The organism is Type-A symbiont of Plautia stali (assembly GCF_059731155.1).
Genome location: NZ_AP035891.1, coordinates 729,977 through 753,532 on the forward strand (window position 1 = coordinate 729,977; position 23,556 = coordinate 753,532).

25 protein-coding genes and 4 pseudogenes are annotated in these 23,556 nt (G+C 58.2%); 17 read left to right on the forward strand and 12 right to left on the reverse strand.

Translation table 11 applies throughout. The features are described 5' to 3' along the window. The first annotated feature begins 12 nt into the window (after nucleotides 1-12). The gene (locus AC6I8M_RS03820; protein WP_010617376.1) at nucleotides 13-1,296 is read left to right on the forward strand and encodes a cytosine deaminase; all 1,284 of its coding nucleotides are present in this window, start codon (nucleotides 13-15) and stop codon (nucleotides 1,294-1,296) included. 48 nt (nucleotides 1,297-1,344) lie between these two features. Here the strand turns inward: AC6I8M_RS03820 and tsgA are convergent, their stop codons facing one another. Continuing rightward, entirely contained in the window at nucleotides 1,345-2,523 is a 1,179-nt protein-coding gene (gene tsgA, locus AC6I8M_RS03825; protein WP_010617375.1) for an MFS transporter TsgA, read from the reverse strand. A 261-nt stretch (nucleotides 2,524-2,784) separates the two neighbouring features. Between tsgA and ppiA the strand changes: the two genes are divergently transcribed. From ppiA to argD, 5 genes and pseudogenes are all read left to right on the forward strand, one after another. Continuing rightward, nucleotides 2,785-3,357 (forward strand): peptidylprolyl isomerase A, encoded by a 573-nt coding sequence (ppiA, locus tag AC6I8M_RS03830; protein ID WP_010617374.1) that lies wholly within the window; start codon nucleotides 2,785-2,787, stop codon nucleotides 3,355-3,357. A gap of 100 nt (nucleotides 3,358-3,457) precedes the next feature. Next, nucleotides 3,458-3,526: a YhfG family protein gene (locus tag AC6I8M_RS03835; RefSeq protein WP_318285103.1), complete on the forward strand. Its 69-nt coding sequence runs from the start codon at nucleotides 3,458-3,460 to the stop codon at nucleotides 3,524-3,526. A 91-nt stretch (nucleotides 3,527-3,617) separates the two neighbouring features. After that, nucleotides 3,618-4,209 (forward strand): annotated as a pseudogene (locus tag AC6I8M_RS03840) (putative adenosine monophosphate-protein transferase Fic). 41 nt (nucleotides 4,210-4,250) lie between these two features. Next, a complete protein-coding gene (locus AC6I8M_RS03845) occupies nucleotides 4,251-4,826 on the forward strand; it encodes an aminodeoxychorismate synthase component II (protein ID WP_010617373.1) in 576 nt (191 codons plus the stop codon). Nucleotides 4,827-4,913: 87 nt separating this feature from the next. Continuing rightward, nucleotides 4,914-6,131: a bifunctional acetylornithine/succinyldiaminopimelate transaminase gene (gene argD / locus AC6I8M_RS03850; protein WP_010617372.1), complete on the forward strand. Its 1,218-nt coding sequence runs from the start codon at nucleotides 4,914-4,916 to the stop codon at nucleotides 6,129-6,131. Here argD and AC6I8M_RS03855 read toward each other — a convergent pair. Further along, a complete protein-coding gene (locus tag AC6I8M_RS03855; protein ID WP_010617371.1) occupies nucleotides 6,128-8,203 on the reverse strand; it encodes a YccS/YhfK family putative transporter in 2,076 nt (691 codons plus the stop codon). The genes argD and AC6I8M_RS03855 overlap by 4 nt on opposite strands. 58 nt (nucleotides 8,204-8,261) lie before the next feature. Beyond that, nucleotides 8,262-8,894: a cAMP-activated global transcriptional regulator CRP gene (crp, locus tag AC6I8M_RS03860; RefSeq protein WP_000242755.1), complete on the reverse strand. Its 633-nt coding sequence runs from the start codon at nucleotides 8,892-8,894 to the stop codon at nucleotides 8,262-8,264. A 304-nt stretch (nucleotides 8,895-9,198) separates the two neighbouring features. Here crp and AC6I8M_RS03865 point away from each other — a divergent pair. Then, nucleotides 9,199-9,588: pseudogene (locus AC6I8M_RS03865) on the forward strand (OsmC family protein). Between the two features lie 73 nt (nucleotides 9,589-9,661). Here the strand turns inward: AC6I8M_RS03865 and AC6I8M_RS03870 are convergent. The 5 genes from AC6I8M_RS03870 to AC6I8M_RS03890 form a co-directional block, all read right to left on the reverse strand. Beyond that, nucleotides 9,662-10,531: a phosphoribulokinase gene (locus AC6I8M_RS03870; protein WP_010617369.1), complete on the reverse strand. Its 870-nt coding sequence runs from the start codon at nucleotides 10,529-10,531 to the stop codon at nucleotides 9,662-9,664. Between the two features lie 61 nt (nucleotides 10,532-10,592). After that, nucleotides 10,593-10,811 carry a YheU family protein gene (locus AC6I8M_RS03875; RefSeq protein ID WP_010617368.1) on the reverse strand — a complete coding sequence of 73 codons (219 nt, stop codon included), beginning with the start codon at nucleotides 10,809-10,811 and terminating at the stop codon, nucleotides 10,593-10,595. Between the two features lie 2 nt (nucleotides 10,812-10,813). After that, on the reverse strand, nucleotides 10,814-11,218 hold the full coding sequence (locus tag AC6I8M_RS03880; RefSeq protein ID WP_022548962.1) for an alpha/beta fold hydrolase: 405 nt from the start codon (nucleotides 11,216-11,218) through the stop codon (nucleotides 10,814-10,816). Then, nucleotides 11,118-11,606, reverse strand: a complete 489-nt coding sequence (locus tag AC6I8M_RS03885; RefSeq protein WP_022548961.1) for an alpha/beta fold hydrolase — start codon at nucleotides 11,604-11,606, stop codon at nucleotides 11,118-11,120. The genes AC6I8M_RS03880 and AC6I8M_RS03885 overlap by 101 nt, the downstream gene beginning before the upstream one ends. Nucleotides 11,607-11,636: 30 nt before the next feature. Further along, complete coding sequence (locus AC6I8M_RS03890) at nucleotides 11,637-11,831, reverse strand: hydrolase (protein ID WP_022548960.1); 195 nt, start codon at nucleotides 11,829-11,831, stop codon at nucleotides 11,637-11,639. A gap of 60 nt (nucleotides 11,832-11,891) precedes the next feature. Between AC6I8M_RS03890 and AC6I8M_RS03895 the strand changes: the two genes are divergently transcribed. Next, a complete protein-coding gene (locus tag AC6I8M_RS03895; RefSeq protein WP_010617367.1) occupies nucleotides 11,892-12,494 on the forward strand; it encodes a LysE family translocator in 603 nt (200 codons plus the stop codon). A gap of 1 nt (nucleotide 12,495) precedes the next feature. Here the strand turns inward: AC6I8M_RS03895 and AC6I8M_RS03900 are convergent, their stop codons facing one another. After that, entirely contained in the window at nucleotides 12,496-13,476 is a 981-nt protein-coding gene (locus AC6I8M_RS03900; RefSeq protein ID WP_022548958.1) for a LacI family DNA-binding transcriptional regulator, read from the reverse strand. Nucleotides 13,477-13,711: 235 nt separating this feature from the next. Here AC6I8M_RS03900 and tauA point away from each other — a divergent pair, with 235 nt between their 5' ends. From tauA to tauD, 4 genes are read left to right on the forward strand one after another with little or no spacing between them, the layout of a single operon-like run. Then, nucleotides 13,712-14,692 carry a taurine ABC transporter substrate-binding protein gene (gene tauA / locus AC6I8M_RS03905; protein WP_022548957.1) on the forward strand — a complete coding sequence of 327 codons (981 nt, stop codon included), beginning with the start codon at nucleotides 13,712-13,714 and terminating at the stop codon, nucleotides 14,690-14,692. Between the two features lie 10 nt (nucleotides 14,693-14,702). Beyond that, a complete protein-coding gene (gene tauB / locus AC6I8M_RS03910; RefSeq protein ID WP_010616427.1) occupies nucleotides 14,703-15,470 on the forward strand; it encodes a taurine ABC transporter ATP-binding subunit in 768 nt (255 codons plus the stop codon). Further along, on the forward strand, nucleotides 15,467-16,279 hold the full coding sequence (gene tauC, locus AC6I8M_RS03915; protein WP_058948763.1) for a taurine ABC transporter permease TauC: 813 nt from the start codon (nucleotides 15,467-15,469) through the stop codon (nucleotides 16,277-16,279). The genes tauB and tauC overlap by 4 nt, the downstream gene beginning before the upstream one ends. Nucleotides 16,280-16,293: 14 nt before the next feature. After that, a complete protein-coding gene (gene tauD / locus AC6I8M_RS03920; RefSeq protein WP_010616430.1) occupies nucleotides 16,294-17,133 on the forward strand; it encodes a taurine dioxygenase in 840 nt (279 codons plus the stop codon). Nucleotides 17,134-17,221: 88 nt separating this feature from the next. Here tauD and AC6I8M_RS03925 read toward each other — a convergent pair whose 3' ends face one another. Together AC6I8M_RS03925 and AC6I8M_RS03930 are read right to left on the reverse strand one after the other, a co-directional pair. After that, a complete protein-coding gene (locus AC6I8M_RS03925; RefSeq protein ID WP_022548955.1) occupies nucleotides 17,222-17,413 on the reverse strand; it encodes a hypothetical protein in 192 nt (63 codons plus the stop codon). Then, the gene (locus AC6I8M_RS03930) at nucleotides 17,337-19,124 is read right to left on the reverse strand and encodes an ABC transporter ATP-binding protein (protein ID WP_318285101.1); all 1,788 of its coding nucleotides are present in this window, start codon (nucleotides 19,122-19,124) and stop codon (nucleotides 17,337-17,339) included. The genes AC6I8M_RS03925 and AC6I8M_RS03930 overlap by 77 nt, the downstream gene beginning before the upstream one ends. Before the next feature lie 113 nt (nucleotides 19,125-19,237). On the opposite strand from AC6I8M_RS03930, the pseudogene kefG reads away from it, so the two are divergent. The 4 genes and pseudogenes from kefG to slyD all read left to right on the forward strand — a co-directional run bounded on the left by kefG (nucleotide 19,238) and on the right by slyD (nucleotide 22,118). Further along, a pseudogene (kefG, locus tag AC6I8M_RS03935) lies at nucleotides 19,238-19,790 on the forward strand (glutathione-regulated potassium-efflux system ancillary protein KefG). Next, nucleotides 19,790-21,142 (forward strand): annotated as a pseudogene (locus AC6I8M_RS03940) (cation:proton antiporter domain-containing protein). The pseudogenes kefG and AC6I8M_RS03940 overlap by 1 nt, the downstream one beginning before the upstream one ends. Before the next feature lie 44 nt (nucleotides 21,143-21,186). Then, entirely contained in the window at nucleotides 21,187-21,381 is a 195-nt protein-coding gene (locus tag AC6I8M_RS03945; RefSeq protein ID WP_010616432.1) for a YheV family putative zinc ribbon protein, read from the forward strand. 197 nt (nucleotides 21,382-21,578) lie between these two features. Further along, entirely contained in the window at nucleotides 21,579-22,118 is a 540-nt protein-coding gene (gene slyD, locus AC6I8M_RS03950) for a peptidylprolyl isomerase (RefSeq protein WP_010616433.1), read from the forward strand. 55 nt (nucleotides 22,119-22,173) lie between these two features. Here slyD and AC6I8M_RS03955 read toward each other — a convergent pair whose 3' ends face one another. Then, nucleotides 22,174-22,392, reverse strand: coding sequence for a SlyX family protein (locus AC6I8M_RS03955; RefSeq protein WP_010616434.1), 219 nt, complete (start codon nucleotides 22,390-22,392; stop codon nucleotides 22,174-22,176). A gap of 280 nt (nucleotides 22,393-22,672) precedes the next feature. Between AC6I8M_RS03955 and fkpA the strand changes: the two genes are divergently transcribed. After that, nucleotides 22,673-23,503, forward strand: a complete 831-nt coding sequence (fkpA, locus tag AC6I8M_RS03960) for an FKBP-type peptidyl-prolyl cis-trans isomerase (RefSeq protein WP_010616435.1) — start codon at nucleotides 22,673-22,675, stop codon at nucleotides 23,501-23,503. Nucleotides 23,504-23,556 lie beyond the last annotated feature (53 nt).

Below are 23,556 nucleotides of genomic sequence, written 5' to 3' on the forward strand. Positions count from 1 at the left end.
GCGGAGAAGGATATGACCCAGCAAGCGTTTAAGTGGATAAACAACCTGCGCCTGGCAGGCCAACCGGGTTTATGGCAGATCGAAATTCGCCACGGCAACATCAGCGCCATTATTCCGCAGCCGCCGCACGCGGTCGCCCAGCCGGATGTGCTGGATGCCGCCGGCGGGCTGGCGAGCGCGCCGTTTATCGAGCCGCATATCCATCTCGACACCACGCAAACCGCTGGCGAACCGGCGTGGAATCAGTCCGGCACGCTGTTTGAAGGCATTGAGCGCTGGGCTGAACGCAAGGCGCTGCTCAGCCATGAGGATGTGAAGCAGCGCGCGCGGCAGACGCTGAAGTGGCAAATTGCCAACGGCATTCAGCACGTGCGCACCCACGTGGATGTGTCCGATCCCACGCTTACCGCATTAACCGCGATGCTGGAGGTGAAGGCGGAGATGGCGCCGTGGATCGATATCCAGATCGTGGCCTTTCCGCAGGAGGGCATTCTCTCTTATCCCAACGGCGAAGCGCTGCTGGAAGAGGCGCTGCGCCTCGGTGCTGACGTGGTGGGCGCGATCCCGCATTATGAATTTACCCGCGAATATGGCGTCGAATCGCTGCACAAGGCGTTTGCGCTGGCGCAACGCTATGACCGGCTGGTGGACGTGCACTGTGACGAGATTGATGATGAGAAGTCGCGCTTTGTCGAGACCGTGGCGGCGCTGGCACACCGCGAAGGCATGGGCGCCCGCGTCACCGCCAGCCACACCACGGCGATGCATTCGTACAATAACGCTTATACCTCGCGACTGTTCCGCCTGCTGAAGTTGTTGCAGATTAACTTTGTCGCCAACCCGCTGGTAAATATTCATCTGCAGGGACGTTTTGACAGTTACCCGAAACGGCGCGGCGTGACGCGGGTGAAAGAGCTGCTGGAGGCGGGTGTCAACGTCTGCTTCGGCCATGATGATGTGTTCGATCCCTGGTATCCGCTCGGCACCGCCAGCATGCTGCAGGTGCTGCACATGGGGCTGCACGTCTGTCAGCTGATGGGCTATGAGCAGATCGACAGCGGGCTGCAACTCATCACGCACAACAGTGCGAAAACCATGCAGCTGGCGGATTATGGCGTGCAGGTGGGCAACGCGGCCAGCCTGATTATTTTGCCTGCCGATAACGGGTTCGATGCGCTACGCCGTCAGGTGCCGGTGCGCTATTCGCTGCGTAAGCGCGTGCTGGTGGCGGCCACGCAGCCGGCAAGCAGTGAAATTTATCTCGGCGCTACCGAAGCGGTGACGTTTCGGCGTTAAGGGAGCGAGAAGGGGAATAGCGGCGCGAGGCTTCGCGCCGCTCGGGGATCAGGCAGTCTGGTGACCGTGCTGGCGATGTTTGGTGACAAAGTCGAGCAGCACACACATCACGAACACCACCGCGTACAGCGCGTTCGCGGTGGACAGCACCGCGTGCGCACCGCCTTTGGCCACGATCGGGCCGGTGACCACGAAGGTCAGCATGGTGCCGACGGTGCCGCAGGTGAGGATGAAGTTAACCAGCTTCGGCGATGACGCTTTGGTCTGCAGCGAGCCCAGCGTGATGATGGTGGTGTAAATGGCGCTGGAGAAGAAGCCAAGCGACATAATAATCCAGTGCAGCATGCTGGCATCGGTGGTTTTCACGAACCAGAACATCAGGCCGGTGGCCAGCAATGCCAGCACCACCAGAATGCGTTGCAGGTCGAAGAAGCGCAGCAGGAAGCTGAACGCCCACATGCCGACCATATAGGCGGTCCAGAAGTTACCGACCAGCTGACCGGCGGCGGCGATATCCATGCCCATCGATTTGGTGGCGTATTCCGGCACCCAGGAGATGAAGCCGAGCTGGCCGAGGATGTAGCACAGTGCCGCAATCGACAGGAACAGCACGCCGATGCCCCACTTCTCTTTCTCGCCGCCCTGCACCGCGGCTTCGCTCTTCAGTACCGGGAACTCGACCATCAGCGTCAGGACAAAGATCGCCACGTAGATCACGCCAATGCAGGCGTAAACCCAGTACCACGGCAGCGCGCGCGCCAGCAGAATGCCCGCGATAATCGGGAAGATGGTGCCGGCCATGCTAAAGAACGAGTCGGTAAACAGCAGACGGGAACCGCGCTGGCGACCATCGTACAGATGGGTAATCAGGAAGGTGCCGATCGACATGGTGATACCGCTGACCACGCCGAGCACGAACATGCACAGCGAGAACACCGTGAGGTTATGGCTGGTCATCAGTCCGGCCACGGCGAGGATCATCAGCACAAAGCCAAAGATCAGCTGGCGCTTGAGTGGCACAATCACCATCAGCCAGGCGTTCAGGAACACCGCCGCCAGAATACCGGCGTTAAGGAAAGTGAAGGTGTTGCTCATCTCTGAGATGGGCAGCTGGAAATACTGGGCAATATTATCCAGCACCATACCGGTAACGATCACCAGTGCGCCGGTGAGCGCATAGGAGAAAAAGCTGATCCAGGTAAGGCCAATGCGATTACGGTTTGTCATGTTCTGAACCTGTGATGCGCCGACGTGGCAAAAAGTGTCATGAATTGTAAATGGACCTGTGATCGTAATAAACAAGCAGTGAAACGTGCGAGAGATATTTCATTAGTAGTGTGATTCTAGTCACGCAAATGATTGCGCGACGGGAAAAGTATGACGATAGCAACATCAGCGTAAATATAGGTAAAACGCTGGCTCTTGTATTACATGCTCTTTACAATCAATCTCGTTTTTGAACTTGCTCTCCAAGGTAAGGAACCTTTCATGCTTAAACGTACTTTGACAGCGGCGGTTGCCCTGTTAGCGCTCTCTTCAGTATCTGCTTCGGCTCTGGCGGCGAAAGGGGATACGCACGTGCTGCTCACCACCTCTGCGGGCAATATCGAACTTGAACTGGATAATCAGAAAGCCCCGGTTTCAGTAAAAAACTTTGTGGATTACGTGAATAACGGCTTCTACAACAACACCATTTTTCATCGTGTGATCCCTGGTTTCATGATTCAGGGTGGCGGCTTCACGGCTGATATGCAGCAGAAGCAGACCAACGCGCCGATCAAAAACGAAGCGGATAACGGCCTGCGCAACCTGCGTGGCACCATTTCCATGGCGCGTACCGCTGAGAAAGACAGTGCTACCAGCCAGTTCTTCCTGAACGTGGCGGACAACGCTTTTCTTGACCATGGCCAGCGCGACTTCGGCTATGCGGTGTTTGGTAAAGTGGTGAAAGGCATGGATGTTATCGACAAGATCGCCCAGGTGCCGACCAAAGATGTCGGGCCATACCAGAATGTGCCATCAAAACCGGTTGTTATCACTTCCGCGAAAGTCCTGCCGTAATCCCTCTACGCGCCACCCCTGCGTGGCGCTGTCTGTCGCGCTCCGGCAAAGCTGAAATTTGCTCTTATACTTAGGGCACATCCTGCTTGCCGCAGGTGCTATGAGCAGCAAACTCACCGAAAAACAGAAAATCACGTTGTGGCAGCAAACCCGTGCGGCCAATTACTAGGCCAGCTGCAAACTGGCCGGTTATAAACTGAATGAACCTGCCGTCGAGAGCGCACAGGCGGACGATCGTCTGGCATCGCTGAGGAGGCAATATGGCGGATAACAGCCTGGCGGTGCGCGATCCCTATTTGTGGCACAACGATGACGTGCTGAAAAACCTGCTGGAAATTCACGACGTGGCGCAGCTGCGTAAAGCCGAGCTGGCATTCAGCGCGGCGCGGCTGGCCACGCTGGCGCTCGGACCGGCCACGCCTGGCCTGCCGCACCTGCGCCACATTCACCGCACTCTGTTTCAGGATATCTACAGCTGGGCCGGCGAACTGCGTACCACCGACATCTGACGCGACGACACGCCCTTGCCACTGCGAGTACATCGAGAACGAGGGCAATGCGCTGATGAGCGCACTGGAGGAGGAAGAGGGCCTGTGCGACCTCGACCAGCAGACGTTCGTGGCACGCATCGCGCATTACTACTGTGAAATCTACGTCCTGCATCCGTTCCGTGCCGGTAACGGGCGGGCACAGCGCATCTTTTTCGAACAGCTGGCGCTGCACGCGGGCTATCTGCTGAACTGGGATAAGCTGGAGCCTGAAAGCTGGCACAAGGCCATCGTCGCCGGCGTCGGCGGCGATCTCGCGCCGCTCAACGTGCAGTTTGCGAAAGTGGTGAGTCCGGCGCGTTAAAATGCGTAGAATAGCGGCGGTTTTACTGGCCTGAGGGCATTATGCTGCTGTTAATTGATAACTACGACTCCTTTACCTGGAATCTCTACCAGTACTTCTGTGAACTGGGCGCGCAGGTGCGCGTGGTGCGCAACGATGCGATGACGCTGGAAGAGATGACGGCGCTGCCGCTGAGCCATCTGGTGATCTCGCCGGGCCCCTGTACGCCGGATCAGTCTGGCATTTCGCTCGAAGCCATTCGCCACTTTGCCGGACGATTGCCGATTCTCGGTGTATGCCTTGGCCATCAGGCAATCGCCCAAGCCTACGGGGCGAAGGTGGTGCGCGCGCGCCAGGTGATACACGGCAAAACCTCTACGGTGCAGCACACCGGCCAGGGCGTGTTCCGCAACCTGAATAATCCGCTGACCGTCACGCGCTATCACTCGCTGATTGTGGCGCGCGACACGCTGCCGCCGGAGTTTGAAGTCACCGCCTGGAGCCTGCGCGACGGTGTTGCCGATGAGATCATGGGCTTCCGCCATCGTACGCTGCCGCTTGAGGGCGTGCAGTTCCATCCGGAGAGCATTCTCAGCGAGCAGGGGCATCAGCTGCTGGCGAATTTCCTCAATACGTAACTTCCGTTTGCCATTGCATGATTTTTTATGCATATTTTGTGATTATAATTTCATGTCAGCTCAACAAATAACCCGATGAGGTCATCAATGGCAGCGGAAAATCTAGCGGTAAGCCGGGAAACGTTCGATAACGTTATTTTGCCTGTTTATGCACCTGCGCAGTTTGTGCCGGTCAAAGGCAAAGGCAGCCGCGTGTGGGATCAGCAGGGCAAAGAGTATATCGACTTCTCCGGTGGTATCGCGGTCACCGCGCTTGGCCATTGTCATCCGGCGCTGGTGGAAACGCTGAAAAGCCAAGGCGAAACTCTGTGGCACACCAGTAACGTGTTCACCAATGAGCCGGCGCTGCGCCTCGCCAGTAAACTGATCGCGGCGACCTTCGCCGAGCTGGTATTCTTCGGTAACTCCGGTGCCGAAGCGAACGAAGCGGCGTTCAAACTAGCGCGCCACTACGCCTGCAAAAAGCACAGCCCGTTCAAAAGCAAAATTATCGCTTTCCACAACGCCTTCCACGGCCGCACGCTGTTCACCGTCTCGGTGGGCGGCCAGCCGAAATACTCCGATGGCTTTGGCCCGAAGCCGGCGGATATCGTCCATGTGCCGTTTAACGATCTTGCAGCGGTAAAAGCGGTGATTGACGACCACACCTGCGCGATTGTGGTGGAGCCGATTCAGGGGGAAGGCGGCGTGATGCCGGCAACGCCGGAATTCATGCAGGGATTGCGTGCGCTGTGCGATCAGCACAACGCGTTGCTGGTGCTGGATGAAGTGCAGAGCGGCATGGGCCGGAGCGGTAAGTTGTTTGCCTACGAACACTACGCTATTCAGCCGGATATCATCACCACCGCTAAAGCGCTGGGCGGCGGTTTCCCGGTGAGCGCAATGCTAACCACCCATGAAATCGCCTCGGTGATGGCGCCAGGCGTGCACGGCACCACGTACGGCGGCAACCCGCTGGCCTGTGCGATTGCCGAAACCGCGCTGGATATCATCAATACGCCCGAAGTACTGAACGGTGTCGACGCGCGTCGTGAGCAGTTTGTCTCTGCACTGCAGGACATCAATCAGCAGTTCGACATCTTCAGTGAAATTCGGGGCAAAGGGCTGCTGCTGGGCGCCGTACTCAACGCGCAGCACGCCAGCAAAGCGCGTGATATCCTCAACGCTTCCGCCGCTGAAGGCCTGATGGTGCTGACCGCCGGCAGCGATGTGATTCGCTTTGTGCCGTCGCTGGTGATTGAGCCGACCGATATCGCAGAAGGGATGGCGCGCTTCGCCCGGGCGATCGCGAAAGTCCTGAACTAACCTTTCGGCTTCAGCATGCTGAGCCAGCGGCCGTGATGCGGGCGCTGGCTCCACGCCAGTGAAGAAATGGTGTGCATCACATTGAGGTGCTGCAGAATGCGCTTCACGTGCTGTTCGACAATCGTCACCGGCCCCTCATTCAGATTCTCCGGCGCTTCCAGAATATTGCTGTCGTTGCCCGGCCCATCGTAAGCCAGCCGCTGCTGACAGCGCTGCAGCGCGATTTCACAGGACTGCAAATAGCGCTCCGCCAGCTTTGGCGTCAGCATGGTGTGCTCGCGCGCCAGAATGGTCATGGCGTTGATGTGCTCGACGATAAACTGGCTGTGGGTCACCCACAGGCGCATATCTTTCAGATACTGAAAGTTAAAGCCCGGTTCGGTGGACGCCTGGTTGAGCGAGTTAAACAGCGCGTTGTGCGCCTGATTAACCTTGACGCGCTGATACGCCAGCTTCTCCGGCGCCTGCTCCGGACCGAGTAGCAGGCGCAGCGCCTCCTGATAAGCCTCCAGCGCGTCGTGCGCGTTATTGCGCAGCAGCCCGCTCTGCCACTGCGGCCATAGCCAGATCATGCCGGCGAAGGCAATCAGGCAGCCCATCAGCGTATCCATCATGCGTGGCAGCAGGAACTGCGCGCCGTTCAGCGACAGCAGCTGCAGCGAATACACCGCCGTCACCGTAAAGCCAATCATCGACCAGCCATAATATTTACGCGTGATCAGATAGCTGGCGAGCGTGATGACCAGCATGGTCAGCAGGGCAATCGACTCCGGAACAGCAAAGCGCAGCGACGCCGCAGCGATCAGCAATCCGGCGAAGGTGCCGAGTGCCCGGTGCTGAATGCGCACGCGCGTGGCGCTGTAGCCGTTCTGGCTGACAAACATGATGGTCATCAGAATCCAGTAGGGCTTGGGGATATTGAAGAACAGCGCCAGCGCGCTGCCGAACATTAGCATCACGGCGAAGCGCGCCGCCGTCCGCAGCGCGGCAGATTTCAGCGACAGGTAGCTGCGCAGCGCCGGCAGCAGCGGCAGGCGGCGCTGGCGATCGGCCATCAGGTCGCGGGTGTACAGCGGCTTCTGCGTGCGCAGCACGCGCGCGATGCGGCTGAAATGGTAGAGGCAGAAATTACCGACCGGATTATCCGGGTGCTGTCGGGCAATTTTCTCCAGCGCGCCGAGCGGCTTCTCCATGTGGAAGCGTTCCGGCAGCTGGTGATAGAGAATGGCATCGGCCAGCACGCGCAGCCGTGCCGAAATGATTTTCGCGTTCCAGCGGATCACCGCCTCGGCGTGGCTCTGCTCCACCAGCTTTTGCACCTCTTCCAGCTGGCGCAGGCTGACCGAGATGTGCTCCTGCAGATCAAGCGCGACCTGGAAAGCGCGCGTCAGGCGTTTATAGCTGTTATCACGGCTGGCGGACAGCATATGCATCTGCTGGTAGCAGGTGGTGATCAGATCGACCGCTTTCTGCTGGCGCGCCAGTAATGGCGGCAGCGCTTTTTCCGGATCGGTCAACTGCGTCAGCAGGGTATATTTGGCGTCGCAGTAATCGGCCAGCTCGCAGTACAGCAGGCTGAGGGTCTCGCGCATCGGCTGCTCTTTCCACAGCCAGAACCAGAACCAGTTAAACAGCCCGTACCACAGCGTCCCGCCGATATACAGCAGCGGCGGGACCCACATCGGCATACGGCCGACGAGGCTTAAGGTAAAGATGGCGGCGATCAGCGTGCCGGGCAGCAAACGGCCATGCAGCGGGCTGATTTCACCGGTCACGCCCACCAGCAGCGGTAACACCAGCAGAATTAGCGGCAGCGGCACAGCGTAAGCCGTGAGGTACTGAATCAGAAAACTGCCGCTGGCGAACAGCGCACCGCCGACAATCAGCCGTTTGAAGAACCGCTTGTGTGGCGTATCCAGACCGGCGATGTTGCAGCAGGCCGGCACCAGGGAGAACAGCAGCCCTTTTTGCAGATCGCCAAACAGCCAGTCGAGCGCCACAGGCAGGCACAGCACCAGCGTTTGCCGCAGCGCATAGTTAACTTCCGGATGATAGATGATTCGACGCCACATCAGCTCATCGTAAACAGAAACGGCGCGATGTTGCCATCACGCCGTGGGTGAGAAGAAATCAGCGGGTGCCGTAAACGACGATGGTTTTGCCGTGTGCGGAGATCAGGTTCTGATCTTCCAGCATTTTCAGGATACGACCCACAGTTTCGCGTGAGCAGCCCACGATCTGACCAATCTCCTGACGGGTGATTTTGATCTGCATGCCGTCCGGGTGCGTCATGGCGTCAGGCTGTTTCGCTAGGTTGAGCAGCGTTTGCGCGATACGGCCGGTCACATCGAGGAAGGCAAGGTTGCCGACTTTTTCAGATGTTACCTGCAGGCGACGCGCCATCTGCGCCGACAGGCGCATTAAAATATCCGGATTGACCTGAATCAGCTGACGGAATTTTTTGTAGGAAATTTCAGCCACTTCGCAGGCGGTTTTCGCACGTACCCAAGCGCTACGCTCCTGGCCCTCTTCAAACAGGCCGAGCTCACCGATGAAATCCCCCTGATTTAGGTAGGAGAGAATCATCTCTTTGCCTTCTTCATCTTTAATCAGTACCGCGACGGAACCTTTCACGATGTAGTACAGCGTTTCCGCTTTCTCACCCTGATGGATGAGGGTGCTTTTGGATGGATATTTGTGAATATGGCAATGGGACAGGAACCATTCGAGTGTAGGGTCTGTTTGCGGTTTGCCGAGAACCATTCGCTATTATCCTCTGTTGTAATCGTGCCCAAAATACAGGGGGCAGTTTTCCCTGTCAGGCGGTGAAATCGTCCAGCGTTTCCCGTGAGGGACAGTTATTCGGGGATGGATTCGTAAGCGATGCTTTTGATTCGTCCCGCTTTCGTCTTTCGTGACGAAAATATTTTCAGCACTGTTTGTAGCATAGCTTTTGCTACCCGTCTCCTGTTGTCTCGCTTCAGCAGGTGGGGGATGCGTCTGCATTGCTGTTTGTCAGGTGAAAGCGTACTCTGGCGGCAAAACCGCCGCTTCAGGAGAAAGAATAATGCAGGCACGAGTGAAATGGGTGGAAGGGCTGACCTTTCTCGGATAATCCTCATCCGGTCATCAGGTATTAATGGACGGCAATTCTGGTGATAAAGCGCCCAGCCCGATGGAGATGGTGTTGATGGCTGCGGGCGGCTGTAGCGCGATTGACGTGGTGTCGATTCTGCAAAAGGGGCGCAACGATGTCGCCGATTGTGAAGTCAAACTGACCTCGGAACGCCGCGAAGAAGCGCCACGCATTTTTACGCATATCAATCTGCATTTTATTGTCAGCGGCAAAGCGGTGGCGCGCGCGGTAGATCTTTCCGCCGAGAAGTACTGCTCGGTCGCGATCATGCTGGGCAAGGGTGTCGAGATGACGCACAGCTACGAAGTAGTCGAACTGTAATCCAGCCGGGAGCGCTGGCCTGCGCTCCCGATCTCAGGTCCTCTTCCCGGCGATACTGGCGCGTTAACCTTCGCTATTCAATGCGTTTTCCTTCAATCAACCGCTGCACCAGCGGCGTCATGATCAACTCCATCGCCAGTCCCATCTTGCCGCCCGGCACCACCAGCGTATTCATGTGGGAAATAAACGAGCCCTGGATCATCGCCAGTAAATAAGGAAAAGCGATGCCCTCCAGGCCGCGAAAATGGATCACCACAAAGCTCTCATCCAGAGACGGGATCTCACGCGCGGCAAACGGGTTCGAGGTATCCACCGTCGGCACGCGCTGGAAGTTGAGGTGCGTGCGGGAAAACTGCGGCGTGATGTAGTTGATGTAGTCTTCCATCGAACGCACTACCGAATCCATCACCGCTTCGCGCGAATGGCCGCGCTCGCTGGTGTCGCGCACCAGTTTCTGAATCCACTCCAGATTAACAATCGGTACCACGCCAACCAGCAGATCGACATGTTCAGCCACGTTATGCTGCTGCGTCACCACGCCGCCGTGCAGGCCTTCATAGAACAGCACATCGGTGTTTTCCGGCAGCGGCTGCCATGGCGTAAACGTGCCCGGCACCTGATTCCACGGCACCGCTTCATCGTAGGTGTGCAGATATTTGCGCGACTGGCCGAGTCCGCTCTGACCATAGTCGCGGAAGGTCTGCTCCAGCAGGCCAAAGTCGTTGGCTTCCGGGCCAAAGTAGCTGATGTGACGCCCGAGGTCGCGCGCCTTACGAATCGCCATGTCCATTTCCGGACGGGTATAGCGATGGAAACTGTCGCCTTCTACTTCCGCCGCGTGCAGATCCAGCTGCTGGAAAATTTTACGGAAGGCGAGACTGGTGGTGGTGGTTCCGGCGCCGCTGGAACCGGTAACGGCTATGACTGGATGCTTGGCTGACATAACAGCGCTCCCTGTGAAGTCCGGCGATGAGCATTGTTACCACGAATTGCCGCCTGACGCATTAGCCGCGAAATTTACGCCGCGGCATAATATTGACCGATTCATGCAATTCTGACCACACCAGCACCACCTCACCCTGCTCGAGCTGGCGGTGCACGTCGGCCACTTTTTGCGTCAGGCTGCGCTCCTGCTCGCCATAATTGGTGCCTTCACGCAGCACAAAACTTTCTATCAGGTTTTCCAGCGTTGTCGGGTCGAGTTCTTGCCAGGGAATAATCACTATTACATATCCAGATAAGTTGAGAGCCAGTCCGGCACGCGCTGCTCCAGCCACATTTTGGGTCGCAGCAGGCTGCCGCCCACGAAGCCGACGTGACCACCTTGCTGCGTCAGCAGATATTCAATTGTGGCAGACAACTGCTGCGGCTGCGGGATCACCGCATCGGTCATGAAGGGATCGTCTTTGGCGTGGATGATCAGCAGCGGCTTGCGCACGCCGGTCAGTAATGGCATGGCACTGTCGCGCTGATAATAGTCGCGCGCATCAATAAAACCGTGGGCGCGGGCGGTAATCGTATCATCAAACTCACGCAGCCGGCGGAAGGCGCGCAGCTGCGTCAGATCGACCGGCAGCGTGCCCGGCCAGGCGCGAAGTTTGCGCGTGGCGTTTTTCTTCAGCTGGGTCAACAGGTAGTGCTGATAAAAGCGTGAAAAGCCCACGTCCAGCTTCTGGGCTGCACGGCTCCAGCGCCAGCGGCGCGGAGATGGCGACTGCTGCATCCAGCGGGGCCGACGTGCCCTGCAGCCTCAGCAGACAAGCCAGCATATTGCCGCCAAGCGAAACGCCGACCGCCGCGGTCGGCACCGTGCCCCATTCGCGCTGCAGCCAGTGCAGAAAATAGGTCGCATCGTCGGTTTCACCGGAGTGATAGATGCGCTGCAGACGGTTAGGCTCGCCGCTGCAGCCGCGGAAGTGCATGATCACCGCCAGCCAGCCGCGCGCCTGACACGCCTGCATCAGCCCATGTGCATACGGGCTGCGGAAACTGCCTTCCAGCCCGTGGAACAGCACCATGCGCGGCTTGTGACGTGCCTGTGCCGGATCTTAGCTCCACGCCAGATCGACGAAGTCGCTGTCCGGCAGATCGAGGCGCTGCCAGTGCGGGCGCAGTGTGACGCGCCGGCGCAGCAGGCGCGGCAGCAGCGTTTGCAGATGCGCATTGCCGAAGCCGCGCAGCGGGGTAAAGCGCTCGCCGCTCGGGCGATCAAAATAGCCTGGGATAGTACTTGTCTGATGCATAACTCGCTGATAGCTTCGATGGGTTGTTCGCTTTTCTGGGTGAGGAGCACTCGAATATACATGGAACTGAGTCTTTTTTTATCAATGCTGGGCTTTCTCTGGGTCGCGGCCATCACGCCAGGGCCCAATAATATGTTACTTACCGCCTCAGGTGCTAATTTGGGCTTCCTGCGCACCTTTCCACTGCTGATTGGTATCATGATTGGCATGCAGGTGATGTTGCTGATGGTGGCGTTTGGTATCGGCAGCCTGATTCTGCTCTATCCCTCACTGCATCTGGTACTGAAAGTGGCCGGTAGCCTTTACCTGCTGTGGCTGGCGTGGAAAATTGCCACCGCCGAATACGAAACGCTGGAGACCGACGATGCCAGTGTGAAGCAGATGCCTTTCTGGCAGGGCGGGTTACTGCAACTAATCAACCCGAAAGCCTGGCTGATGGCGCTGGGCGCGGTCGCCAGCTTCAGCCTTGCCGGCAGCGCCTATCTGCATTCCGTGATGGCGATCAGCATCGGTATGGCGCTGGTCAACATCGTCTCCGGCGTGATCTGGATGGGTTTCGGCTCGCTGATTGGCCGGCTGCTGCGCAGCCCGCGCGCGTGGAAAATCTTCAACCTCGCCATGGGTGCGCTAACCGCAGCCTGCGTGCTGTTGATCTGGCACTGAGTCAGCTGGAGGCGCGCTCAATGCGCGTCCACGGCAGCACTTCATGCACCACTGCCGCCTGGCGCTGACGGATGCGCGCCAGCAGCAGCTGCACGCTGCGGGCACCCATCTGGTTCATCGGCTGGGCAATGGTGGTCAGCGGCGGGTTGATGCTGCTGGTAAACGGAATGCCGTCAAAGCCCACCACCGCCAGGTCCTGCGGCACGCGCAGCCCGGCCTCCAGTGCAGCGTGAATCACGCCAACCGCCAGCACGTCTGATACCGCAAACACCGCATCCGGCCGCTCTGGCTGCGTTAGCAGTTCGCGCAGCGCCGCGCTGCCCGCTTCGCAGGAGATATCACTGGCATAGGCGACGCCGTGCCAGTCAAGCCACAACTGCGTGATGGCGTCGCGATAGCCGCTTTCGCGCTGGTGCGAATAGAGATAGCGCATATCGCAGTTGACCAGCGCAATGCGCTGACGCCCTTTGCCGGCCAGATAATGCACCGTGTCATAGGCCGCCTGACGGTTATCAATGGTGACGCTGGAGGCGTTAACCGAGGGATCGTACTCCGCACACTGCACCCACGGCGCATCACCAATCAACTCTTTCAGTCCCTGCAGACAGGCAGCGGCGTCCATGGTGATCACCCCATCCACCATTTTGCCGGCCAGCAGCGCCAGATAGGCGGTTTCCCGCCGCAGCTGTGAGGCGGAATTACATAACAGGATGTGATAGCCGTGCGCTTCGGCCTCCGCCTCGATGCCCTGCACCACCCGTGAACAGAACGGATTGGTGATATCGGAAATCAGCACCAGCAACATGTTGCTTTGCGCGGTACGCAGCTGGCGCGCCAGCAGGTTGGGCTGGTATTCGCACACATTAATTGCGGCCAGCACCCGTTTACGCGTATCTGGCCGGACGCCAGGATGCTGGTTTAACACCCGTGAAACCGTGGCTTTCGACACGCCCGCGAGGCGCGCAACTTTCTCAATCGACATGGAGGCCAGTACCGCTGTAAAAGGGGTAAAAAATCAAGACGAGATCAATACCACAGTCGGCATGTGAGCGCCTGACATATTTCTTCCGCACCAGCGGTTTTGTATTTGCACTTTTTGCATAGCGTTACCCGATGTTGATCTAAGAACCGATTTTTATTAGGAATAATTTTTAATTCCTTTATGAAATCATTGCTGCTGGCGACACTGCCGTCACGACTTAACATTGGGGTGCATGATGATGGCAGTAACCAAAACAATAAGCGCGGTAGCCGCCGCGTTAGCGCTGATGACCTTTCAGGCGCAGGCGGTCAATGTGACCGTGGCTTATCAGACATCGGCGGAACCTGCCAAAGTGGCGCAGGCTGACAACACCTTTGCCAAAGATAGTGGTGCCACGGTTGACTGGCGCAAATTCGACAGCGGCGCCAGCGTCCTGCGCGCGTTAGCCTCGGGCGATGTGCAAATTGGCAACATCGGTTCCAGCACGCTGGCGGTGGCCGGCACGCAACAGCTGCCGATTGAAGCTTTCCTGCTGGCTTCACAGCTGGGCAATTCTGAAGCGCTGGTGGTGAAAAAAGGCATCAGCTCACCCAAAGATTTGATCGGCAAACGCATTGCCGTTCCCTTCATCTCAACTACCCATAACAGCCTGCTGGCCGCGCTGAAACACTGGGGCATCAAACCCACCCAGGTGCAACTGGTCAATCTGCAGCCGCCGGCGATCATTGCTGCCTGGCAGCGCGGTGATATCGACGGCGCTTACGTCTGGGCACCCTCCGTCAATGAACAGGAGAAAGACGGCAAGGTGCTGACCGACTCGTCGCAGGTCGGGCAGTGGGGCTCACCGACCCTCGACGTCTGGGTGGTGCGCAAGGATTTTGCACAGCAGCATCCTGAAGTGGTCACCGCTTTCGCCCGTAGCGCGATTGCCGCGCAGCAGGCTTATACCGCCAACCCGGAACAGTGGCTGCAGCAGCCGGATAACCTCAGCAAGCTGTCGCGCCTGAGCGGCGTGCCGGAAAGTGACGTCCCCGGACTGGTGAAAGGCAACACCTACCTGACGGCGCAGCAGCAGGTGGAACAGCTGGGCAAACCGGTCAACAAGGCGATTGTCGATACCGCACAGTTTCTGAAAGAGCAGGGCAAAGTGCCGGATGCTGCCAGTGACTACAGCAGCTTTGTCACCACGCGCTTTGTTGCCCCCTTAGCCAAATAACGGAGGCCTTATGCTCAGCATCACCCATCTCAACGCACGTTACGCCGGGCAACCGGCGCTGCAGGATATCAATCTGCAGCTTGCCAGCCGCGAATTGCTGGTGGTGCTGGGGCCGTCCGGCTGTGGCAAAACCACGCTGCTGAACTTGATCGCCGGCTTTTTGCCGCTGGAGTCCGGCAGTATCACGCTGGATGGCAAGCCGGTACGCGGACCGGGCGCTGAGCGCGGCGTGGTATTTCAGAACGAAGGGCTACTGCCGTGGCGTAACGTCATCGATAACGTGGCGTTCGGTCTGCAGCTGACGGGCATGGCAAAAGCTGAACGGCACGCTATTGCCCGTCGTCTGATCCGTAAAGTCGGACTCGAGGGCGCAGAAAAGCGTTTTATCTGGCAGCTCTCTGGGGGGCAGCGTCAGCGCGTGGGGATTGCCCGTGCGCTGGCCGCTGATCCGCAGCAGCTGCTGTTAGATGAGCCGTTCGGTGCGCTGGATGCCTTCACGCGCGAGCAGATGCAGACGCTGCTGCTGACGTTATGGCGCGATACCGGCAAGCTGATTCTGCTGATCACCCATGACATTGAGGAAGCGATCTTTCTCGCCAGCGAACTGGTGCTGCTGTCGCCGGGGCCGGGTCGCGTGGTGGAGCGGCTGAAGCTCGACTTTGGCCAGCGCTTCGCCGTAGGCGAGCCGTGCCGCAGTATCAAATCCGATCCGGCATTTATCGAACGACGTGAGTATGTCCTGAACCAGGTGTTCGCGCAGCGGGAGGCGTTTGTATGAGTGCCGTTATCGATGAAAAGCGCCGGACGTCCCGCGTTCGTCGCCTGCGCTGGCCCTTTTCCCGCCAGCTGTCGCTGAGCCTGCTGAGCGTGGCCGTTCTGCTGCTGCTGTGGTGGGGCGTGACCGCGCTGGGGCTAATTGCGCCCTTGTTTCTGCCGCCGCCGCAGCAGGTGCTGCATAAGCTGCTGGTTATTGCCGGTCCGCAGGGCTTTATGGATGCCACGCTATGGCAGCACCTTGGTGCCAGCCTGACGCGCATGCTGGTGGCGCTATTCTTTGCCGCGCTGATCGGTATTCCGGTGGGCATTGCCATGGGGCTTAGTCCGGCGGTGCGCGGGCTGCTCGATCCGCTGATTGAACTCTATCGACCGGTGCCGCCGCTGGCCTATTTGCCGCTGATGGTGATTTGGTTTGGCATTGGCGAAACCTCAAAGATTTTACTGATTTATCTGGCAATTTTCGCGCCGGTGACCTTATCCACCCTGGCCGGCGTGAAGAATACGCAGCAGGTGCGGATCCGTGCTGCTCAGGCGCTGGGGGCGACGCGCTGGCAGCTGCTGCGTTTTGTCATTTTGCCCGGTGCGTTGCCGGAGATTCTCACCGGCCTGCGCATCGGTCTTGGCGTGGGCTGGTCCACGCTGGTGGCGGCCGAACTGATTGCCGCGACGCGCGGACTGGGCTTTATGGTGCAGTCGGCCGGCGAGTTTCTCGCCACCGATGTGGTGCTGGCGGGCATCGCGGTAATCGCCCTGATTGCCTTTAGTTTAGAACTGGGTTTACGTGCGCTACAGCGCCGACTGACGCCCTAGAATGGAGAAGAGCAATGAATGAACGAGTGAATTTTACCGCGCTGGGTCCGTATATCGGGGCGCAGGTCAGCGATGTCGATCTTAGCCGTCCGCTGAGTGACGCGCAGTTTGAGCAGCTTTACCACGGTCTGCTGCGTAATCAGGTGCTGTTTCTGCGCGATCAGCGCATTACGCCGGAGCAGCAGCGCGCGCTGGCGATCCGCTTTGGCGATCTGCACATTCATCCGGTTTATCCGCATGCCGAAGGCGTGGAAGAGATTATCGTGCTGGATACGCATCAGGATAATCCGCCGGACAACGATAACTGGCATACCGACGTCACCTTTATTCAGACACCGCCGGCGATCGCCATTCTGTCCTCAAAGCTGCTGCCGGAGAGCGGTGGCGATACGCTGTGGACCAGCGGGATTGCCGCCTACGAGGCGCTGTCAGAACCGTTCAAACAGCTGCTGAGTGGCCTGCAGGCGGAGCACGACTTTAAGAAATCGTTCCAGGAGTATAAGTACCGTAAGACGGAAGAGGAGCACCAGCGCTGGCAGCAGGCCGTGGCGAAGCACCCGCCGGTGCAGCATCCGGTGATCCGAACCCATCCGGTGAGCGGACGCAAGGCGCTGTTTGTTAATGAAGGTTTTACCACCAGGCTGCTGGGCGTAAGCGAGAAGGAGAGCGAGGCGCTGCTGGGCTATCTGTTTGCGCACGCCACCAAACCGGAGTTTCAGGTGCGCTGGCGCTGGCAGCCGAACGACGTGGCAATCTGGGATAACCGCGTGACGCAGCATTATGCCAATGCGGATTATTATCCGGCGCGGCGCGTGATGCATCGCGCGACGGTGTTAGGGGATGTGCCGGTTTGATGGTTTGACTAGGTCGGCATTCATGCCGACCCTGCAAATCGCAGAGGCCATGTAGGGTCAGCATTTATGCTGACCTGAAAGAGATACCTCACCCAGCCAGCATCTGCTCCAGCTGCTCCTGCGCCTCCAGCCACGCCATTTCGACCTCTTCCAGCGCCGATTTGCTCTCCGCCTGGCGCTGTAGGGCGGCGGTTAAATCGGCCTTACGGCTCTGCTCGTAAATCGCGCTGTCGGCCAGCTGTGCTTCGGCTTCGCTGAGCTGTGTCTGCCATTTGGCCATCTGCTTCTCCAGCTTTTCGATCTCTTTGCGCAGCGGCTGCGTCTGCGCGCAGCTCGGCGTCGCGGCGCTTCTGATCTTTGCGGGACTGCGCGCTGTTGGCGTTGTCCTGCTTCGGCGCGGCATCCTGCTGCGTTTCCTGCTTCTGCAGGTCGCTCAGCCACTGCTGATAATCATCCAGATCGCCCTCGAACACATCCACTTTGCGGTCGTGCACCAGGTAAAGATCGTCGGTGGTCGAACGCAGAAGATGACGATCGTGCGACACCACCACCAGTGCGCCTTCAAAGTCGATCAGCGCTTCGGTCAGCGCCTGGCGCATATCCAAATCGAGGTGGTTGGTTGGTTCGTCGAGCAGCAGCAGATTTGGCCGCTGCCAGACGATCAGCGCCAGCACCAGCCGCGCTTTCTCGCCACCGGAGAAACGCTCGGTGGCTTCGCTGACTTTGTCGCCCTGAAAACCAAAGCCGCCCAGATAGTCACGCAGCTGCTGCTCCAGCGTTTTCGGGGCGATGCGCGCCAGATGCTGCAGCGGCGACTCATCGGCGCGCAGATACTCAAGCTGATGCTGCGCGAAGTAACCCAGCTTGATCCCTTTCGCCAGACCCACCTTGCCCGCCAGCGACTCCAGCTCGCCAGCCAGCAGTTTGATCAGCGTGGATTTACCGGCGCCGTTACGCCCCAGCAGGCCGATGCGTGAGCCCGGTACCAGGTTGAGTTTGATGGCATCCAGAATCACCCGCTCACCGTAACCCGCCGAAACCTGCTCTATTTTCAGGATCGGGTTAGGCAGGCTTTCTGGCGTGCGGAAGCTGAAGCTGAACGGGTTATCGACGTGCGCCGGTGCAATCAGCTCCATACGCTCTAGCATCTTGATGCGGCTCTGCGCCTGTTTAGCTTTGGTGGCCTGCGCGCGGAAGCGATCAATGTACTTTTGGAGGTGCGTGACTTTTTCCTGCTGGCTCTGGTACAGCGCCTGCTGCTGCGCCAGTTTGGCCACGCGCTGACGCTCGAACGAGCTGTAGTTGCCGGTGTATTCGAACATCGTCTGCTGTTCGATATGGATGATTTTGTCCACCACCGGGTCGAGGAAGTCGCGGTCGTGCGAGATCAGGATTAGCGTGCCGGTATAGCTCTTCAGCCAGCGCTCCAGCCAGATCACCGCGTCGAGATCGAGGTGGTTGGTCGGTTCATCGAGCAGCAGCAGGTCGGAACGACATACCAGTGCCTGAGCAAGGTTGAGACGCATACGCCAGCCGCCGGAGAAATCGCTCACGGCCGCATTAATTGTTCCTGGCTGAAGCCCAATCCGTGCAGCAGACTGGCGGCGCGTGCGTGTATGCTCCACGCCTGGATAGCATCCAGGCTTGCCGTGCAGCAGTGCAATGGCGTTGCCATCGTCGCGCGCATTGGCTGCCGCTAATTCGGATTCGAGCTGACGATATTCGCGGTCGCCGTCGATAACATATTCCAGCGCGGCTTTACTCAGCGCCGGGGTTTCCTTATTCACCCACGCCAGCGCCCAGTTGCCGGGAAAGGTGACGTTGCTGGCATCGCTGCTGATTTCACCCTTCAGCAGTGACAGCTGCGTGGATTTACCGCAGCCGTTTTTACCCACAAGGCCGACTTTTTGCCTTGGGTTAATGGTGGCCGTTGCGTTATCCAGCAGCACATTGGTGCCGCGACGGATTTGTAATGCGGAAAAGACAATCATAAGCGCCGTATCGTCAGAATATGTTAATTTATCGGCAACATAATTCGATAATGTTTGTTGCGTCGAGCATGGTAGCGGAATTCCGCCGCGGTGACGACGCTTTGGAGGGAACGATGTCGCAGCCGCCCAAAATATTGCTGCTTTACGCCCATCCGGAATCACAGGATTCGATTGCCAATCGGGTTTTGCTGCAGTCGGCTATGGAACTGGACCACGTCACGGTGCACGATTTATACGCCCACTATGCGGATTTCTTTATTGATATTCATTATGAGCAGCAACTGCTGCGCGACGATCAAATCGTGGTGTTTCAGCATCCACTTTATACCTATAGCTGTCCGGCACTGCTGAAAGAGTGGCTGGATCGCGTACTGTCGCGCGGCTTTGCCAGCGGCCAGGACGGTAATGCGCTGGAAGGTAAATACTGGCGCAGCGTGGTGACGACCGGTGAGCCGGAGACGGCGTATCACCACAGCGGCCTCAATCGCTACCCGATGAGCGACATTAATGCGACCGTTTGAGCTGACGGCGCAGATGTGTCGCATGCACTGGCTGACGCCGATGGTGATTTACTGGGCGCGTCGTCAGACACCCGAGGTGCTGCGCAACTTTGCGCGTGCCTATGGCGACTGGCTGGCGTCATCGCTGCCGAACGGAGGAGTGTGATGCAAGGCGAAACGTTACTCACCGCCGGAGTGATCTATCTGGTGGCGGCGGTGCTGGTGGTGCCGATTGCCGCCCGGCTCGGCATTGGTGCGGTGCTGGGCTATCTGCTGGCCGGTATCGCCATCGGCCCGTGGGGGCTGGGCTTCATCAGCGATGTGGACGAGATTCTGCACTTTTCGGAGCTTGGCGTGGTGTTCCTGATGTTCATCATCGGACTGGAGCTGAACCCGGCCAAGCTGTGGGCGCTGCGGCCGATTTTCCGTTTCATCGCCGCGTCCGGCGTGCGGGAAGTGTTTACCGCCGCCTCGCTGCTACTGGTGCTCGGTTCGGCGCTGTTTATGGATGCGCTGGGCCTGTCGATGGCGCTGGGGACGTTCATCGCCGGTATTCTGCTGGCAGAGAGTGAGTATCGCCACGAACTGGAAGTCGCCATCGAGCCGTTTAAAGGGCTGCTGCTCGGGCTGTTCTTTATTTCGGTGGGCATGGCGCTCAACCTCGGCGTGCTTTATACCCACATTCTCGAAATTCTGATCGGCGTGGTGCTGCTGGTGGCGGTGAAAACGCTGGTGCTCTATGTGCTGGCGCGCATCTATGGTCTGCGCAGTTCGGAGCGTCTGCAGTTTGCCGGCGTGCTGAGTCAGGGCGGTGAATTCGCCTTCGTGCTGTTTTCGGCGGCGTCGTCGGCAAAACTGTTCAGCGGCGATCAGCTGCCGCTGCTGCTGGTCACGGTGACGTTGTCGATGATGACCACACCGCTGCTGATGCAGGGTGTGGATAAGATTCTGGCGCGCCGCTTCAACGAACCGGAAGAGGACGGCGAAAAGCCGTTTGTTGAGGACGATTAGCCACAGGTGATTGTGGTGGGCTTTGGTAGTTTTGGTCAGGTGGTCGGGCGTTTGCTGATGGCCAACAACAAGCGCATCACCGTGCTGGAGCGCGATATCTCGGCGGTCAGCCTGATGCGCAAATATGGCTACAAGGTTTACTATGGCGATGCCACCGAGCTCGAGCTGCTGCGTGCCGCCGGGGCGGAGAATGCGCAGTCGATCGTCATCACCTGTAACGATCCGGAAGATTCGATGACTATTGTGCACTTGTGCCAGCAGCACTTCCCGCCGCTGGAGTTAGGCCGCAAAGCGCTGATATCGCTGGGCATGCATCCGCATCAGGCGCAGCGCGCGCAGCAGCACTTCCGCCGGCTGGTTATGCGCATGCTGCGTGAACTGGTGCCGAGCCACGACGACAGTGTGCAGGTTTCACGCGTGCGTGAGGCGCGCCGCGAGCTGGAGGACATTTTCCAGCGTGAAATGCAGCATGAAAAACGGCAGTTTGACGGCTGGGATGATGAGTAAGGCTACACTTAACGTATCCGTTCTGATGACGGTCAGGAAAGACTATGCGTAAACGTTTTATTGCCGGTGCGGTCTGTCCGCACTGTCAGGAGAAAGACACGCTGGCGATGTGGCGTGAAAACAATGTCGATGTGGTGGAGTGCGTGAAGTGCGGCCACCAGATGCGTGAGGCGGACAAGCAGGCGCGCGATCAGGTTCGCAGCACTGAGCAAGTGATTGGCATTTTTCATCTGGAGTAGCGCGATGGCTCAGCTTTTTTTAAGCTTAGGCCTTACAGCGGTATTGAATTCCGCTACAATCGGCGCCATTAACGCTGAGCAGTATGGTCCAACAGCACTGTTGGCATCCTCAGTACTGAACCTTTCTGGTTGGTTATTGCACGCGAGAATAGACCAAATGAGACGGGATTCTTTGTTCTCAACGGTTAGGAGATATCATGAAAGTAGCAAAAGACCTAGTGGTGAGCCTGGCGTATCAGGTTCGTACCGAAGACGGTGTGTTAGTTGACGAGTCACCGGTGAGTGCGCCGTTGGATTATCTGCACGGTCATGGTTCCCTGATTTCTGGTCTGGAAAAAGTGCTGGAAAATCACGCGGTCGGCGACAAGTTTGACGTGCACATCCCGGCAAACGACGCGTACGGCCAGTACGATGACAACCTGGTGCAGCGTGTACCGAAAGACGTATTCATGGGCGTTGACGAGCTGCAGGTTGGCATGCGCTTCCTGGCAGAAACCGACCAGGGCCCGGTGCCGGTCGAGATCACCGAAGTGGAAGATGAGCACGTGGTGGTTGATGGTAACCACATGCTGGCGGGTCAGAACCTGAACTTCAATGTGGAAGTGGTTGCTATCCGTGAAGCTACGGAAGAAGAGATCGCTCACGGCCACGTTCATGGCGCTGACGGCCATCATCACGATCATGACCACGGTCATGGCGGCTGCGGCGGCCACGGTGGTTGCGGCTGCAACCACTAAGCGTAAAAAGGCCACCTGCGGGTGGCCTTTTTATTGGGCAGCAAAGCACGCGATATTAATAGTGCGGCGGCGGGGTCTCTTCTGCTTGCGAAGCGACCATGGAAGGGGCGGCGGCCTTCACTTTATCCACCAGCAGACGCACCTGCTCACGCAGTTTACTCATTTCCAGCTCGTGCTGAACCACCGTCTGATTGAGCTGCTCAATGGTATGTTCCTGGAAAGCCAGCTTGCTCTCCAGCGCCTCAAGGCGTTGATCCCATTCTGGTTGTTGCATCATCACTCCTCCTGTCACGGTGCTGCGCGTTGATCTTATCGGGCGTGATTCTACGGTCTTTCGTGTCAGAATCACCTGATATTTCACCTTCGGTCTGGCGTATGCATTAAATTCCCGCGTTGCGCCTATATCTCTGATGAAACTTCCTGAAGCAAAAAAGGTAGGAGGTTGACCGGGTAATTACACTGTGGGAGTGTTCACCACTGCCACGTAAAGTTATAGTGTGGGCCACTGTCCGCAATGGTTCCCGAGGTTTTGAAGCTTCGGTTTTGGAGAAAGGATGAAATCACTGTTTAAAGTCACATTGTTAGCTACCACCATGGCCGTCGCGCTTAATGCACCGCTGGCAATGACAGCAGAAACGACCGCGGCACCGGCTGACGCAGCGCAGGCTGCGCCACAGGCGCCGAAAAATGCTGCCTTCAAAAACGAAGACCAGCAGTCAGCCTATGCGTTGGGCGCCTCCTTGGGTCGCTACATGGACAACTCTCTGAAGGAGCAGGAGAAACTGGGTATCAAACTGGACAAAGACCAGCTGATTGCCGGTGTTCAGGATGCGTTTGGCGGCAAGAGCAAGCTGTCTGACGAAGAGATTGAGCAGACGCTGCAGGCGTTTGAAGGCCGCGTGAAAGGGGCCGCTCAGGCGAAGATGGAAAAAGACGCGAAAGAGAATGCCGACAAAGGCACCGCTTACGCGGACAAGTTCGCCAAAGAGAAGGGCGTGAAGAAAACCGAATCTGGCCTGCTGTATCAGGTAGAGAAAAAGGGCAGCGGTGAAACCCCGAAAGACAGCGATACCGTGGTGGTTAACTACAAAGGCACGCTGATTGACGGCACCGAGTTCGACAACTCTTACACGCGCGGCGAGCCGCTGTCGTTCCGTCTGGACGGCGTAATCCCGGGCTGGATCGAAGGTCTGAAGCATGTGAAGAAAGGCGGTAAGATCAAGCTGGTAATCCCACCGAACCTGGCTTACGGCAAAAACGGCGTGCCGGGTATTCCGGCCAACTCAACGCTGGTGTTCGATGTTGAGCTGCTCGACATCAAGCCGGCGCCGAAAGCGGATGAGAAAGCGCAGGCTCCGGCCGCCGCTGACAAGAAAGCGCAGTAAGCTGACTTGCACCGCCGCCTTCGGGCGGCGGTTTTGTTTTCGCTCATCCTGAA

Coding starts and splice junctions, on each gene's coding strand:
- AC6I8M_RS03820 (WP_010617376.1), top strand. CDS start 13: ATGACCCAGCAAGCGTTTAAGTGGATAAACAACCTGCGCCTGGCAGGC.
- tsgA (WP_010617375.1), bottom strand. CDS start 2,523: ATGACAAACCGTAATCGCATTGGCCTTACCTGGATCAGCTTTTTCTCC.
- ppiA (WP_010617374.1), top strand. CDS start 2,785: ATGCTTAAACGTACTTTGACAGCGGCGGTTGCCCTGTTAGCGCTCTCT.
- AC6I8M_RS03845 (WP_010617373.1), top strand. CDS start 4,251: ATGCTGCTGTTAATTGATAACTACGACTCCTTTACCTGGAATCTCTAC.
- argD (WP_010617372.1), top strand. CDS start 4,914: ATGGCAGCGGAAAATCTAGCGGTAAGCCGGGAAACGTTCGATAACGTT.
- AC6I8M_RS03855 (WP_010617371.1), bottom strand. CDS start 8,203: ATGTGGCGTCGAATCATCTATCATCCGGAAGTTAACTATGCGCTGCGG.
- crp (WP_000242755.1), bottom strand. CDS start 8,894: ATGGTTCTCGGCAAACCGCAAACAGACCCTACACTCGAATGGTTCCTG.
- AC6I8M_RS03870 (WP_010617369.1), bottom strand. CDS start 10,531: ATGTCAGCCAAGCATCCAGTCATAGCCGTTACCGGTTCCAGCGGCGCC.
- AC6I8M_RS03885 (WP_022548961.1), bottom strand. CDS start 11,606: ATGGTGCTGTTCCACGGGCTGGAAGGCAGTTTCCGCAGCCCGTATGCA.
- AC6I8M_RS03890 (WP_022548960.1), bottom strand. CDS start 11,831: ATGCATCAGACAAGTACTATCCCAGGCTATTTTGATCGCCCGAGCGGC.
- AC6I8M_RS03895 (WP_010617367.1), top strand. CDS start 11,892: ATGGAACTGAGTCTTTTTTTATCAATGCTGGGCTTTCTCTGGGTCGCG.
- AC6I8M_RS03900 (WP_022548958.1), bottom strand. CDS start 13,476: ATGTCGATTGAGAAAGTTGCGCGCCTCGCGGGCGTGTCGAAAGCCACG.
- tauA (WP_022548957.1), top strand. CDS start 13,712: ATGATGGCAGTAACCAAAACAATAAGCGCGGTAGCCGCCGCGTTAGCG.
- tauB (WP_010616427.1), top strand. CDS start 14,703: ATGCTCAGCATCACCCATCTCAACGCACGTTACGCCGGGCAACCGGCG.
- tauC (WP_058948763.1), top strand. CDS start 15,467: ATGAGTGCCGTTATCGATGAAAAGCGCCGGACGTCCCGCGTTCGTCGC.
- tauD (WP_010616430.1), top strand. CDS start 16,294: ATGAATGAACGAGTGAATTTTACCGCGCTGGGTCCGTATATCGGGGCG.
- AC6I8M_RS03925 (WP_022548955.1), bottom strand. CDS start 17,413: ATGGCCAAATGGCAGACACAGCTCAGCGAAGCCGAAGCACAGCTGGCC.
- AC6I8M_RS03930 (WP_318285101.1), bottom strand. CDS start 19,124: ATGATTGTCTTTTCCGCATTACAAATCCGTCGCGGCACCAATGTGCTG.
- AC6I8M_RS03945 (WP_010616432.1), top strand. CDS start 21,187: ATGCGTAAACGTTTTATTGCCGGTGCGGTCTGTCCGCACTGTCAGGAG.
- slyD (WP_010616433.1), top strand. CDS start 21,579: ATGAAAGTAGCAAAAGACCTAGTGGTGAGCCTGGCGTATCAGGTTCGT.
- AC6I8M_RS03955 (WP_010616434.1), bottom strand. CDS start 22,392: ATGCAACAACCAGAATGGGATCAACGCCTTGAGGCGCTGGAGAGCAAG.
- fkpA (WP_010616435.1), top strand. CDS start 22,673: ATGAAATCACTGTTTAAAGTCACATTGTTAGCTACCACCATGGCCGTC.